15 protein-coding genes and 1 riboswitch are annotated in these 12,440 nt (G+C 34.7%); of the genes, 5 read left to right on the forward strand and 10 right to left on the reverse strand.

Annotated elements, in window-relative coordinates; genetic code table 11:
* Nucleotides 1-557 (forward strand): lipoprotein BA_5634 family protein (locus tag KI369_RS08140; RefSeq protein ID WP_212955617.1); only part of this gene is annotated, 557 nt, incomplete at its 5' end.
* Nucleotides 558-591: 34 nt separating this feature from the next.
* On the opposite strand, the gene KI369_RS08145 is transcribed toward KI369_RS08140, so the two are convergent.
* Genes KI369_RS08145 through KI369_RS08155 form a run of 3 tightly spaced genes read right to left on the reverse strand, consistent with a single transcriptional unit; the run spans nucleotide 592 to nucleotide 2,985 of the window.
* Nucleotides 592-759 (reverse strand): FeoB-associated Cys-rich membrane protein, encoded by a 168-nt coding sequence (locus KI369_RS08145; protein ID WP_000989580.1) that lies wholly within the window; start codon nucleotides 757-759, stop codon nucleotides 592-594.
* Between the two features lie 13 nt (nucleotides 760-772).
* Nucleotides 773-2,761 carry a ferrous iron transport protein B gene (gene feoB, locus KI369_RS08150; protein WP_212955618.1) on the reverse strand — a complete coding sequence of 663 codons (1,989 nt, stop codon included), beginning with the start codon at nucleotides 2,759-2,761 and terminating at the stop codon, nucleotides 773-775.
* Entirely contained in the window at nucleotides 2,758-2,985 is a 228-nt protein-coding gene (locus KI369_RS08155) for a FeoA family protein (protein WP_212955619.1), read from the reverse strand. Before KI369_RS08155 ends, feoB begins: the two co-directional genes overlap by 4 nt.
* A gap of 194 nt (nucleotides 2,986-3,179) precedes the next feature.
* Nucleotides 3,180-3,281: riboswitch (TPP riboswitch) on the forward strand.
* An 86-nt stretch (nucleotides 3,282-3,367) separates the two neighbouring features.
* Here KI369_RS08155 and thiT point away from each other — a divergent pair.
* The gene (gene thiT, locus KI369_RS08160; RefSeq protein WP_212955620.1) at nucleotides 3,368-3,982 is read left to right on the forward strand and encodes an energy-coupled thiamine transporter ThiT; all 615 of its coding nucleotides are present in this window, start codon (nucleotides 3,368-3,370) and stop codon (nucleotides 3,980-3,982) included.
* A 208-nt stretch (nucleotides 3,983-4,190) separates the two neighbouring features.
* Here thiT and KI369_RS08165 read toward each other — a convergent pair whose 3' ends face one another.
* The 6 genes from KI369_RS08165 to KI369_RS08190 all read right to left on the reverse strand — a co-directional run bounded on the left by KI369_RS08165 (nucleotide 4,191) and on the right by KI369_RS08190 (nucleotide 8,901).
* Nucleotides 4,191-6,044 carry a sensor histidine kinase gene (locus KI369_RS08165; protein WP_212955621.1) on the reverse strand — a complete coding sequence of 618 codons (1,854 nt, stop codon included), beginning with the start codon at nucleotides 6,042-6,044 and terminating at the stop codon, nucleotides 4,191-4,193.
* Nucleotides 6,041-6,730, reverse strand: a complete 690-nt coding sequence (locus KI369_RS08170) for a response regulator transcription factor (protein ID WP_212955622.1) — start codon at nucleotides 6,728-6,730, stop codon at nucleotides 6,041-6,043. Before KI369_RS08170 ends, KI369_RS08165 begins: the two co-directional genes overlap by 4 nt.
* Nucleotides 6,731-6,769: 39 nt before the next feature.
* Nucleotides 6,770-7,390, reverse strand: coding sequence for a class D sortase, LPxTATN-specific (srtD, locus tag KI369_RS08175; RefSeq protein ID WP_212955623.1), 621 nt, complete (start codon nucleotides 7,388-7,390; stop codon nucleotides 6,770-6,772).
* Between the two features lie 89 nt (nucleotides 7,391-7,479).
* Entirely contained in the window at nucleotides 7,480-7,989 is a 510-nt protein-coding gene (locus tag KI369_RS08180; protein ID WP_212955624.1) for an LPXTG cell wall anchor domain-containing protein, read from the reverse strand.
* A 180-nt stretch (nucleotides 7,990-8,169) separates the two neighbouring features.
* Nucleotides 8,170-8,502, reverse strand: coding sequence for a hypothetical protein (locus KI369_RS08185; RefSeq protein ID WP_212955625.1), 333 nt, complete (start codon nucleotides 8,500-8,502; stop codon nucleotides 8,170-8,172).
* 183 nt (nucleotides 8,503-8,685) lie between these two features.
* A complete protein-coding gene (locus KI369_RS08190) occupies nucleotides 8,686-8,901 on the reverse strand; it encodes a hypothetical protein (RefSeq protein WP_061677576.1) in 216 nt (71 codons plus the stop codon).
* A gap of 161 nt (nucleotides 8,902-9,062) precedes the next feature.
* Here KI369_RS08190 and hpt point away from each other — a divergent pair, with 161 nt between their 5' ends.
* Nucleotides 9,063-9,590, forward strand: a complete 528-nt coding sequence (gene hpt, locus KI369_RS08195; RefSeq protein WP_001019304.1) for a hypoxanthine phosphoribosyltransferase — start codon at nucleotides 9,063-9,065, stop codon at nucleotides 9,588-9,590.
* 82 nt (nucleotides 9,591-9,672) lie between these two features.
* Nucleotides 9,673-10,575 carry a diacylglycerol/lipid kinase family protein gene (locus tag KI369_RS08200; RefSeq protein WP_000167905.1) on the forward strand — a complete coding sequence of 301 codons (903 nt, stop codon included), beginning with the start codon at nucleotides 9,673-9,675 and terminating at the stop codon, nucleotides 10,573-10,575.
* A 68-nt stretch (nucleotides 10,576-10,643) separates the two neighbouring features.
* Here KI369_RS08200 and KI369_RS08205 read toward each other — a convergent pair whose 3' ends face one another.
* On the reverse strand, nucleotides 10,644-11,324 hold the full coding sequence (locus tag KI369_RS08205) for a DUF7003 family protein (RefSeq protein ID WP_212955626.1): 681 nt from the start codon (nucleotides 11,322-11,324) through the stop codon (nucleotides 10,644-10,646).
* Between the two features lie 190 nt (nucleotides 11,325-11,514).
* Here KI369_RS08205 and KI369_RS08210 point away from each other — a divergent pair, with 190 nt between their 5' ends.
* Complete coding sequence (locus KI369_RS08210; protein WP_212955627.1) at nucleotides 11,515-12,426, forward strand: Rpn family recombination-promoting nuclease/putative transposase; 912 nt, start codon at nucleotides 11,515-11,517, stop codon at nucleotides 12,424-12,426.
* The last annotated feature ends 14 nt before the right edge of the window (nucleotides 12,427-12,440 follow it).

Genomic DNA, 12,440 nt, shown 5'->3' on the forward strand with positions numbered 1-12,440 from the left:
GATTAGCAGCAGCAATTTCATTCGGAGCATTATCAGGTTGTTCTTTATTAGGAGAAAAAGCAAACGGCTTTGTACTGTACGGAACAGAAGATCAAGTAACACAAATTGCAGATAAAAATAAAAAAGAAGTGAAAGAGAAAGACTTCTATAAAATGAAAATGACAACATTAGACGGTAAAAAAGTTCTTGTCATGGATAAGAAAACTGGTGAAGAACTCGTGAAGAAAGAGTTACTTAGCAAAGTGGATGCAAAAGACGACACGAAGCCACTTAATACATTACCAGCTGTAACAACAGAACAAGGTATATTATTCGCAAAAGAAAAAGTAGAAAATGCTACACTTGATGGAGCCAAATTAAAATATGAAGGCAACACAATTATCGGTAGTGGCCGTGCATATGCCGACATGTTCGCGGTTGTTGATGATGCAACTTACGGAAATGTACAAGGTGAAGAAAAATCTGTAGGTGTATTAAAATTCGATAAGGATCCAAGTAAAGAATTCCCTGGGAAGAATGGTGTAGAATCATCACAACTTGTAAAAATTAAGAAGTAATAAAAAAGCTTTGCGACATTCGCAAAGCTTTCTTCTATTTATGAGCGATTTTCTCCATATCCGGACTACAAGTATTCGACTGGCATGATTTATTTAAAGAACATGCGGCGCATTTTCCTTTTTTACTTCTCTTTACAAAATGAACTAACGTATATGCTGCATAACCAAAAATGATAGCTCCAATTATAATATTGACCATCATTATACATCTCCTTTTAGAATCCGAGTAAAGATCCAACTTGGTATATAATAAGCGTTAATACATAAGCAACTACGAGTGGATAAACGACTGAGAAAATCGTCCATTTCGCTGATCCAGTTTCACGTTTAATAACAGCTACTGTCGCTAAACACGGAACATATAATAAAATAAAGAACATAAATGCATAAGCTGATAATGCTGTATAATGTGCTCCCATTACATTGCCAAGCACATCTTCTTTCACCGCATAAATAATTGCCATTGTAGAAACGACAACTTCTTTCGCTAAAAATCCTGTTAAAAGGGACGCTGCAGCTTGCCACGTTCCAAAGCCGAGCGGTGCAAATAATGGTGCGATAAATCCACCAATCATCGCTAAATAACTGTCTCCCATATCAACACCAAATCCTGATGGACCTGCATAATTTAATAGCCAAATGACAACAGAACCACCGAAGATGAATGTACCTGCTTTACGAACAAATCCTTTTCCTTTCTCCCACGTGCTTAGCCATAACGTTTTCGCTTGCGGTACGCGGTAAGGCGGTAGTTCAATAACGAAAATAGATTTTTCCGCTTTTAAAATGGTAAGAGACATAATCTTTGTAACGAGTAATGCAAGAACAATACCTGCAACATATAAAGAAAACACAACCGTTGCCTGACTATGAGGGAAGAACACCCCCGCAAATAACGCATAGACAGGTAAACGTGCCGAACAAGACATAAATGGTGTTACAAGAACTGTAAGTAAACGTTCTTTTTCTTGTTCAATCGTTCTCGCTGCCATAATACCTGGAACATTACATCCAAAACCGATAATCATCGGAATAAACGCTTTTCCGTTTAAACCGAAAAACTCCATAATTCTATCCATAACAACTGCAATTCGTGCCATATATCCTGAGTCTTCTAATAATGAAATGAAAAAGAATAGTGCAAAGATTTGTGGAACGAATACTAATACAGCACCAACACCGGCAATAATACCTTCTGTAACGAGTGCTTGAATAAAATCAGAAGCTCCGACACTTGTAAGTCCAGCTGTCACCCAATCCGTAAGCTGTCCACCAAAAAACTCATCTAACATATCCGATAAAGGTGTCCCAATCCACGTAAACGTAACCTGAAAAATAAAAAACATAACTGCTAAAAAGATTGGAAGTCCTAAAACTTTATGTGTAATTAACCTATCAATTTTTTCCGAAAAAGGAATTTTTCCTTCTTTCTCTTGCTGCATAACATTTGTTTTTAACTTTTCAATATACGCTTCACGATTTTTGTAAATATGCTCTTCCAACGTACAATCAATTTTTCCTTCTAAGCGAGATCGAATAGCTACAAGTTCCTTATAAATTGGTAATGCTTTCATTTCATTTTCTACTACTTCGTTATTGCTTAAAAATTGAAGAGCTAACCATCTCGGATGCTCGTAATTCGCTTTCTCTAAAAGAGAAATTACCTCTCCAATTCCTTCATCCATTTGTACACCATATGAAATAATGAACGGGGTTTTCTCGTTTTTGTCATTTTCTTTAAGAGTCGCAAGTAGTTCTTCACAACCTTTCCCACTTCTTGCAACGACAGGAACGACTGTTACACCTAATAGTTCTGATAACCGCTTTACATCAACGACAATGCCTCTTTGCTTCGCCACATCAACCATATTTAAACCAATTGAAATTGGCTTACCAAATTCAAGTAACTGCAACGTTAAATGCATATTTCGTTCAAATTGCGAAGAATCCACAATATTTAACATATGTTGAAATTCTTCTGTTAGTAGAAAGTTTGTTACAACACCTTCATCACGCGAAACTGGATTTAAATCATACACACCTGGTAAATCAATTAATGTTCCTTGTCTATCTTTTAATTTACCAACCTTCTTTTCTACTGTTACACCGCTCCAGTTTCCTACGTATTCATAAGAACCAGTAAGTGCATTAAATAATGATGTCTTCCCTGTATTCGGATTCCCTAGCAAAGCTACCTTATTCACGCTAATTCCACCCTTATCATTTTCGCGTCACAATGACGAATACTAATTAACTGTCCACGACACTCCAATGTACAAGGACCTTTGAACATCGCTTTCTGCTTCATACGAATTTCGCTTCCTTCAGAAAGACCAAAAGCAGCTAGCCTTCTCTTTAATAAATAATCTAAAGACTGCATACTTTTTACTAACACTTTCTCACCGATTTTAATATCTACTAAGCTCATAACCTTCCCCCTCCGAAGAGAATGATAATTATTTTCAAAAGAATTATAGCACACTCTATTTCTTGAGCACTATACCCTTTGACTTCATATTTATTAACATTTCTCTACAATTTTATTTCAATTATTGTCATAATGGATTCGTTTGCCATTCTCATCCATTTCGCTTACAATAAACAATAGCAAATAAAGAATCTCGTTATCACTGGGGGAGCCATGCCGCTGAGAGGGAACACTTCGTTCCGACCCTTCGAACCTGTTAGTTAATGCTAACGCAGGGATTGTGCAAACGTCCGAAATACATACCTCTTTTTTTATTTACGTATTTCGTATCCTCCTATGATAATGTTCTTTTTTGTACAACTTGGATTTAGGGGGAGACAACATGCGTAACACCAATTTACAAGCGATGATCGAATCTGCTATTCTTGCAGCCTTCGCCTTGGTCATCGACATTTTACCATTATCAATTAAACTTCCAACAGGCGGATCTATCTCATTTGCTATGATTCCTATTTTTATTATTGCTTACCGCTGGGGCTTCAAGATGGCTTTCTTAGGAGGCTTAATTTGGGGATTATTACAAATTGTCGTAGGCGATGCCATTATCGTCACACCAATTCAAGTACTAATTGAATACTTTGTCGCTTTCGCATTCATTGGATTTGCTGGTTTATTCTATCGTCCAATTCAAAAAGCACTTTTAGCTTCCAATGAAAATAACGAAGGAAAGAAAGTTATTGGTTATATTATTGTTGCTACATTTATTGGTAGCTTTGCTCGCTACTTCTGTCACTTTATTGCCGGCATTATTTTCTGGGGACAATATGCGCCAAAAGGGCAATCAGCTGTTCTATATTCATTAATCGTAAACGGTAGCGTAATGATTGGTTCCTACATTCTATGTACCGTTTTACTTATCTTTTTATTTATTACTTCACCACGCTTATTCAAGAGCATCCATGCTTATCAACTAAATTCGAACAAAAAGGGCGCTTAATAAGCGCTCTTTTTTTCATATCGTAATATCAATTAAAAATACAATAAATGCACAAAGAAAAATAAATACTACCATACCTAGTAAATTGCTATTCACGGCTAATCTACTCCTTACATAACCTCATTGTCTAACCAGATTATATCGTTTAAAAATAAAGATTAGGTAAAGATAATATGAAAATAAATTAAAAAAGCGTAGCATGCATCATCTACGCTTTTTTCGGCAAGTAAAAGTAAAATAACACACCATCTTCTGTATTCTTTACTCCATATTCAGCATCATGCAGTTCTAAAATATTCTTCGAAATCGCAAGCCCAAGCCCCGTTCCACCTTGTGAACGCTGACGAGCTGCATCCACGCGATAAAAACGATCCCAAACTTTATCTAATTGTTCTTCTTCAATGTGAGTACCTTTATTTTCAACACATACTTTTATACGATCTTTATCATCTATTGTAGAAATAATAATATCTTCTTTATTTGGTGTATAACGTATGGCATTCGTAATGAAATTTACGATGACTTGTTCAATCCGGCCTTGATTTGCCATCACTTCAAATGGACCTATATTTTTATGAACACGAAGTTCTTTTTTCCCTATTTCTACAGAAAGGTATTCACATATATCTTCAATTACTGAATCAATATAAAATAAATCCTTTTTCATTTTATATGTACCTGACTCAAATTTAGCTAACTCAAGCATATCCAAAATTAACGTATCCATTTTATCTACTTCTCGTTCCATCGCTTGAAAATAGTACTCTTTTTTATGCTCAGCTACCCCGTCTTTTAAAATAGAAATACAGCTTTTCATAATACTCAGCGGTGTTTTTAATTCATGCGAAACACCAGAAATGAATTCTTTCCGCGTATTTTCTAACTTTCTTTCCTTTTCAATATCTTGTTCTAGCTGTCCAATATGCGAATGGAGCTTATTAGATAATACATTAATATTTTTCGATAAATCACCAATTTCATCTTTTGAAGTAATCGGTATTTGTTCTGTGAAATCTAAATGCGCTATTTTCTTCGTTGTATCATTTATTCGTAATAACGGTTTTGCAATTTGTTTTGAATAATAGAACGATGCTAGAAAAATAAGAACGACTACAAATGCAATGATGTATATATAATAGTCTTGCACCATTTGTACAGCCTCATCTACAGGCTGTAAAGAAGCCATCGCATAAATATATGTTACCGATCCGTCTTTTTCTTTTATTGGTTTGATTAATAATTTATATTTAATATCATTTTTTTCATAGTCCATTGTTTGTATTGCATATTGTATTTGCTTGCTCTCTTTTAATACTAAATCTGTTTGAAATTCTTTTATGTTATCTAAGAAGATGCTATTTTTATAAATTGGATTTACAAGACCTTTTACATCAGGAAATTGGACTTTCGTAACACGCCCTCTTATGTAAACATCTGGTTCTTGGGCAGCTGGCTCCTGAACGACCGGCTGCTTTTCCTTACCAACTTGTTCTTCAGCTACTTTCTTTTTTTCCTGATCTAATTTACTCATTTTCTCCTTAAATGCTTTTTCTAACGGTTTATTCGATCCGCTTAAAGTCTGCTTAGATAACGAGAAAGAGAATGGAATAAAACTATCTTCTTTTTTCATTCCAGAAAAATAAATTTCTTGTCCTAAAATCTGTTCTGATGATTTATTATCAATCTCCTCAATATTGACGAGATTATATAAGGAAATTTTGAATATTTGATGTCCAAAACTCTTCTGTTGCCTACGATCTATCGTTACCTCAAAATAAAAATCATCTGCATGCTTTAAATTCCCGTTCTGATCTAATGTCGTAATCCACGTATTATTTTCTCTTAAAAAGTCTTGCTCCAGCTTTTGAATTCCTTCTGCACTTCCTGCATAGTTCAAATAATTCTTTTCGAAGGAATTTAAATTCACTTTAATATCTTCCACTTTTCGATTCGCATAATATTGTTTAAAAAATATCGTTTGTCCAATAAATATCGTCCCTAAAATTAACATACATAATGCTGTTGTGAGGGTAAATAATTTTAGTACAATCCCTTTTCTCATACATTCCCCTCAAATTTATAACCTGTTCGTACTACAGTTGTAATGTACTTTGCTTTCTCTCCTAATTTATTTCTTAAATTACGAATATGGCTATTAACCGTTCGATCATCACCAGCAAATTCATATCCCCAAATTCTTGAAATGAGTTGCTCTCGTGTTAAAACAATCCCTTGATTTTTCATAAAATACGCTAATATTTCAAATTCTGTATGTGTTAAATTAATGTCTATTTTATCTACTGTAACAGTACGCGATGGAAAATGGACATGGATACCATGAATCGATAATGTATCATCTTCATTCTCTAAAAGTTGCTTTGTTACTTTTCTACTTTCTAGCAATCTTTTCGCTCTTGCTAATAAAATGGGAGGACTGTATGGCTTTGTCACATAGTCATCTGCTCCAAGTTCAAATCCAAGTAACGTATCATCTTCATCTACACGTGCCGTTAGCATAATAATTGGAACCTCGGATGTTTTACGGATTCTTCGGCAAACGGACCACCCATCAAGTTCCGGCAACATAATATCAAGAATAACTAAATCAAGCTCTTCTTCCTCAAATACAACTAAAGCTTCCTTCCCATCTCTTGCTTCAAACACTACATATTGCTCACTCAAAAAATAATCTTTTAATATTTCACGTAATATATCTTCATCTTCAACAATTAAAATGTTTTTTGACATAACTTATGTATCCCCCTCCCGCTTTTAGAAACTACAATTTCATTTTGAATAACTAGCAGTTAACTTCGCCTCGATAATATATCTATCTGGCGCATCCCCTATATAATCAAACGGATAGCAAGTCGTCAGTGTTAGTATCGGTTCTTCTTTTTTTATAATAACAGTCCGATCATCCGCATGGGTAATCCATGTCTTTTGAATTTCATATGTGTACGTTTTATTATCATACTCTAAAATAAGAGTGTCTTTTTCTTTTAACTCTCCTAAATCTGTAAATACAGTATCCCGGTGCCCACTTAGTACAGTATGTCCCCCTCCAGATGGCGTTGTCGTTAAATCACTAACGAACATTCCAACCCCTTTCTTCAACGTTGCATCATCAGCTCCCCAATATATAGAAAACTTCTTTTTTATTTTCGGTATATTTAACATTGCTACCTTTTCTCCTTCTTTATGCTCTGTTTGAGAAGAAGGTACTTGAGAAGTTACAGCTGTTTCATGAGAAAGTTGATCATGTTGTATATTGTTAAGACTCTTTAATTCTTCTTCTGTTAATTCTTGCGCAGAGCTTTTTCCTTTATACCATTCCATAGCATAATATGATCCCATAAATAGCCCGATGGCCATCAATATAATTCCGATATAATTGAGTACCTTCATATTTCATCCCTCCATGCCAAAAATGGTAGGAATAACCTACCATTTTTAATATATGAAATTATTCCATTCTTTATAGGGAAATATTTTAATTACGCCTTAACTTTATTACGGCGATTCAAACCAAATAACGTCCCTATCCCTACAAGGCACGCGCTTAGTGCCATCATTGCTACATTATTAGATGCTGTATTTGGTAATTTTTCACCTTGTACAACTGGCTTTGCTACTTCTTTTTTTACTGCATCATTTTTTTGTTGTACTTGTGCTGCTTCTTTTTTTGCCATATCATTTTTTAACTGTTCTTGTGCTATTCTCTTTTTCTCTTGTGCTATTCTCTTTTTCTCTTCTTCACTCTTTTTCTCAGCTTTTATTGCTTCCTCTTTTTTAGCTTTATCATTTTTTTCTTGTACTTGTGCCGCTTGCTTTTTCTCTACTTCACTTTTTTGCTGTTCCTTAATTGCTTCTTCTTTTTTCGCTTTATCTTGTTGCACTTGCGCCTGTTCTTCCTTCGTTACTGTTCCAGTATCCGCACTTGCTACTGAAGAATATCCCACTGTTAAAAGTGCCATTGCACAAATTGGTAATAGTTTCTTTTTCATTTTTAATTCTCTCCTTATACTTTATTCACATTACTTCGCATCGGATGTATCACTAGAATAAACAAGAGATATAAAGATAAAATGCAGATGAAATATATTTCATTTAAAGATTTCATTGGAGAAAAATAAAAAAACATCGCAATATATACGATGTTTTTTTTGGGTGTGTGTCTCAATTATTTACATGTTACTTTCGCGTGATTTAGAAGTAGAACGGGCCGGAGCGATAACTAATTGTCTCGGCTCAGTTTTCTTTAAGTGATTTTTGACGTTACACTTACGACGTTGAACAACCCACGCTTTAATAGGGTTTGTCAAAATAATCTTTTGCTCTTCGTTAGGGGCCTCTTCTTCAAACCTACAACTTTCGCTCCATTTATTCCATTTCATTGTAAATGTAGAAGAAGAACGATCGTCTTCTCGATCAAACAAGTGCAAAAAATCCATTTCGCCAGCTAGCATTACGGTGTTGCTAGTTGCTAAAAAAGAAAAGGTCGTCCAACGTTTCTCCATGCCCTCCTACTCCTTTTTCACATATAGAGTGCCTAAAACTTAATTTACCTAAAATATGCTTGCCTTTTACCTTACACCTATAGTTTATCCAAAACACTACTATGCAACTATCGATTTGCCTTACAACTACCTTACATTTTTGTAAGAAACAAAAAACCTTCACTCTCTATACGTGAAGGTTTCTCATTTCTCATCTATATGATCTTTCATATGATCGACTCCAGCTTCTTGCAGCTGTGACATCATACCGTGGGAGATTGCACCTAATACTAAAGTCATTCCAATTAGTGAAATTCGAATCGCTGGTACATCAATTATGTAAGCCAAACTACCAAGAACAATTGTTAAAAGTAATGCTTTTATAAATGTTGCACTTGTATACTCTTTCTTTCTCATCATAATCACCCTTCATGGAAGCGTTTTCTTTATATAATCAGTATATCATATCATCTGACTATTTTGTGGGGATTTCTGTAAAAAACTTATATCCTCTTTGACTTTTTCCTTTCTATCCTTTACAGTCGAAATGTTCACAAGTTTTACACTGTAGGAGGACTCCAATGAATATTGAAATAAAAGACACTTTAATTTCTGAAGAACAATTACAAGAAAAAGTAAAAGAACTAGCACTTCAAATCGAACGTGACTTTGAAGGAGAAGAAATCGTAGTAATCGCTGTATTAAAAGGATCTTTCGTATTCGCTGCTGATTTAATTCGTCACATTAAAAACGATGTAACAATTGACTTTATTTCTGCATCTAGCTACGGAAATCAAACAGAAACAACTGGAAAAGTAAAACTATTAAAAGATATCGATGTAAACATTACTGGAAAAAACGTAATTGTCGTAGAAGACATTATCGATTCTGGTTTAACACTTCACTTCTTAAAAGATCACTTCTTTATGCATAAACCAAAGGCACTCAAATTCTGTACGTTACTTGATAAACCTGAGCGTCGTAAAGTGGACTTAAAAGCTGAATATGTTGGCTTCCAAATTCCAGATGAATTTATTGTTGGCTACGGTATCGACTGCGCAGAAAAATATCGTAACTTACCATTTATCGCTTCAGTTGTAACTGAATAATATAATAGAATAAACTTCCATCAATTACTGGTGGGAGTTTATTTTCTATCACGATTCATAAAAGACAAAGGGAGAGAAAAAAATGACAAAGACAAAATTTGAAAAAGTGCTCCTCATCGTAAATCCAAAAGCAGGGCAAGGCGATTTACATACGAACTTAACGAAAATTGTACCACCTCTTGCGGCAGCTTTTCCTGACTTACATATCCTTCATACGAAAAAGCAAGGTGATGCAACAAAATATTGCCAAGAGTTTGCTAGTAAAGTAGATTTAATTATCGTCTTTGGTGGTGACGGCACTGTATTTGAATGCACAAATGGCTTAGCACCTCTTGAAACTAGACCTACACTTGCAATCATTCCAGGTGGAACTTGCAATGACTTCTCTCGCACACTAGGCGTTCCGCAAAACATTGCAGAAGCAGCAAAACTTATCACAAAGGAACACGTAAAACCAGTTGACGTTGCAAAAGCAAATGGACAACATTTCTTAAACTTCTGGGGCATTGGACTTGTCTCTGAAGTATCAAATAATATTGATGCAGAAGAAAAAGCAAAGCTTGGTAAAATTGGTTACTACTTAAGCACCATTCGAACTGTCAAAAATGCTGAAACATTCCCAGTAAAAATCACATACGACGGACAAGTATATGAAGACGAGGCTGTCCTTGTTATGGTTGGAAATGGTGAATATCTTGGCGGTATCCCGTCCTTTATTCCGAACGTAAAATGTGATGACGGAACACTTGATATTTTCGTAGTCAAATCAACAGGGATTCAAGCATTTAAAGATTATATCGGAAAGAAACTATTTGAAGACTCAAATGAAAATGACATCTTCCACGTAAAGGCAAAATCCATTCATATTGAAACAGAGGAAGAAAAAGAAGTAGATACCGATGGAGAAAGCTCGCTTCATACACCTTGTCATATTGAACTATTACAAGGACACTTTACGATGATTTATAATCCAGCGGTTGTGTAATACAAAAAGACGAGCTAAAATGTTAGCTCGTCTTTTTCTTAGAAAGGTTTTAGTTTACTCTTTCATTTTTAATATGAGTTTTCGTAATCAAACTCCGCCCAATTTTTCCAGTGCGTATTAGCATTCTTATTTACAATAACAGTTGGATCTTTCTTCTCTATGGCAGCGGCTACTGATTGGAAGAATTCATTTTCACTTACTTTCTCGTCTTCAACATGTTGCCATTCTTCCGTTTCATACGCTACTTCCCAGTCGCCTTCTATGCAGAATTCTTCTAAAATCTCTTCTTTACTCCACCATAATAATGTTCTAGCTTCATCATGAGTAGCAAGCATACGCATGAAATATGTTGGATAAGATTCTGTTGTTTGTACTTCTATCCCATTTCCCACATAATCTTCCTTTGTAAATTGATACTCAAAATGATGATTACGAATTTTCACACTGCCATTATAAATATTTGGCATAAATTCACCTTCATCATCAAACAACTCATACTCCCCATCATTTAATTGCAAAATACCATCATCACCAATTGAATGATTTATTCTATCACCGTATACTTGAATATCATTACATACACCTAATGATCCTACACCGACAACCTGAAATACCATTAACCAATCCTTATTCTCTTTAAAGAAAAGAGAGAATCTCACTTGTGAAATATCCATATAGTCATTATCGAAAGCAACAAATTCATAGTTACTTTGTTTTTTATCTAATATATTTAAAATATCTTTTTTCATATGTATCACCTTTTCCTCAATATAAACAAAATAGTTTTTTCAATTTCACTAGAGTATACCATGGACATACTTGCCTTTCATTTTCTAATAATATTACTAAAAAACAGTAGAATGTCTGGTTTGCATGCCCTAATTATTTTTAGGTACAATGAAGGAAAGAAGCACCTTAATATAAGGGAGAGGACAAACTTTGTGCAACCAACAGTTAGTTAATTTACGCATTGATTTTGCATTTAAACAATTGTTTGGTACGAATGGTAGTGAAGATATTCTCATTGCCTTTTTAAACGCAATGTTACAAAAGTCTTTAGCGTCACCTATTGCTTCTCTACAAATAGAAGATCCACATTTACACAGAGAACATGAAGAAGATAAGTTATCTATTTTAGACATTTCAGCTACATTAGACACAGGAACAAAAGTCAATGTAGAAATACAACTCAATAATAATCACGATATGATGAAACGCAGCTTATATTATTGGGGAAGATTATACACATCTCAACTACAAAAAGGCATGCCCTACAGCGCACTTCATAAAACCATCACCATAAATTTATTAAACTTCTTAATGTTTTCCGAACAAAAATCCTTCCATACAACGAGCATATTATGGAATACTCAACAACAAAAACTATTAAGTGATGACATAGAAATTCACATTGTAGAAATTCCAAAGGTAACAATGCAATGGCATGAAGAGGAAGTCAATCCATGGAAAGATCCAGTTGCTAGATGGCTCTTATTACTTACCGCAAATGAGGATGAACACTTAACTAAAACATTGGAGGACATTGCTATGAACCAAGACCCTATTTTACAAAAAGCAATAAACAAGTGGGAACGTATGAGTCAAGATTCCTCTTTCCGACAAGCCTATGACGCAAGGGAGAAAGTTTTGATGGATGAAGCCGCAAAATTCGCCCATGCAGAAAAAGAAGGCATGAAAAGAGGCATGGAAAGAGGTATGAAAAAAGGTATTGAGCAGGAGAAAACACAAATGATTAAAAATATGCACGCGCTTGGTTTACCGCTTGAAACGATTGTTAAAGCAAGTAAATTGAGTGTACATGACGTTGAACGAATTTTAGGACATAAATAATAATAGACGAGAGA

Source organism: Bacillus sanguinis (assembly GCF_018332475.1).
GTDB classification, from domain to species: Bacteria; Bacillota; Bacilli; order Bacillales; family Bacillaceae_G; genus Bacillus_A; species Bacillus_A sanguinis.

Excerpts from the sequence above, each read along its gene's own strand:
- KI369_RS08165 (WP_212955621.1), bottom strand. The coding sequence starts at position 6,044 with ATGAGAAAAGGGATTGTACTAAAATTATTTACCCTCACAACAGCATTA.
- thiT (WP_212955620.1), top strand. The coding sequence starts at position 3,368 with ATGCGTAACACCAATTTACAAGCGATGATCGAATCTGCTATTCTTGCA.
- KI369_RS08155 (WP_212955619.1), bottom strand. The coding sequence starts at position 2,985 with ATGAGCTTAGTAGATATTAAAATCGGTGAGAAAGTGTTAGTAAAAAGT.
- hpt (WP_001019304.1), top strand. The coding sequence starts at position 9,063 with ATGAATATTGAAATAAAAGACACTTTAATTTCTGAAGAACAATTACAA.
- KI369_RS08190 (WP_061677576.1), bottom strand. The coding sequence starts at position 8,901 with ATGATGAGAAAGAAAGAGTATACAAGTGCAACATTTATAAAAGCATTA.
- KI369_RS08200 (WP_000167905.1), top strand. The coding sequence starts at position 9,673 with ATGACAAAGACAAAATTTGAAAAAGTGCTCCTCATCGTAAATCCAAAA.
- KI369_RS08205 (WP_212955626.1), bottom strand. The coding sequence starts at position 11,324 with ATGAAAAAAGATATTTTAAATATATTAGATAAAAAACAAAGTAACTAT.
- KI369_RS08145 (WP_000989580.1), bottom strand. The coding sequence starts at position 759 with ATGATGGTCAATATTATAATTGGAGCTATCATTTTTGGTTATGCAGCA.
- KI369_RS08180 (WP_212955624.1), bottom strand. The coding sequence starts at position 7,989 with ATGAAAAAGAAACTATTACCAATTTGTGCAATGGCACTTTTAACAGTG.
- KI369_RS08170 (WP_212955622.1), bottom strand. The coding sequence starts at position 6,730 with ATGTCAAAAAACATTTTAATTGTTGAAGATGAAGATATATTACGTGAA.
- KI369_RS08185 (WP_212955625.1), bottom strand. The coding sequence starts at position 8,502 with ATGGAGAAACGTTGGACGACCTTTTCTTTTTTAGCAACTAGCAACACC.
- srtD (WP_212955623.1), bottom strand. The coding sequence starts at position 7,390 with ATGAAGGTACTCAATTATATCGGAATTATATTGATGGCCATCGGGCTA.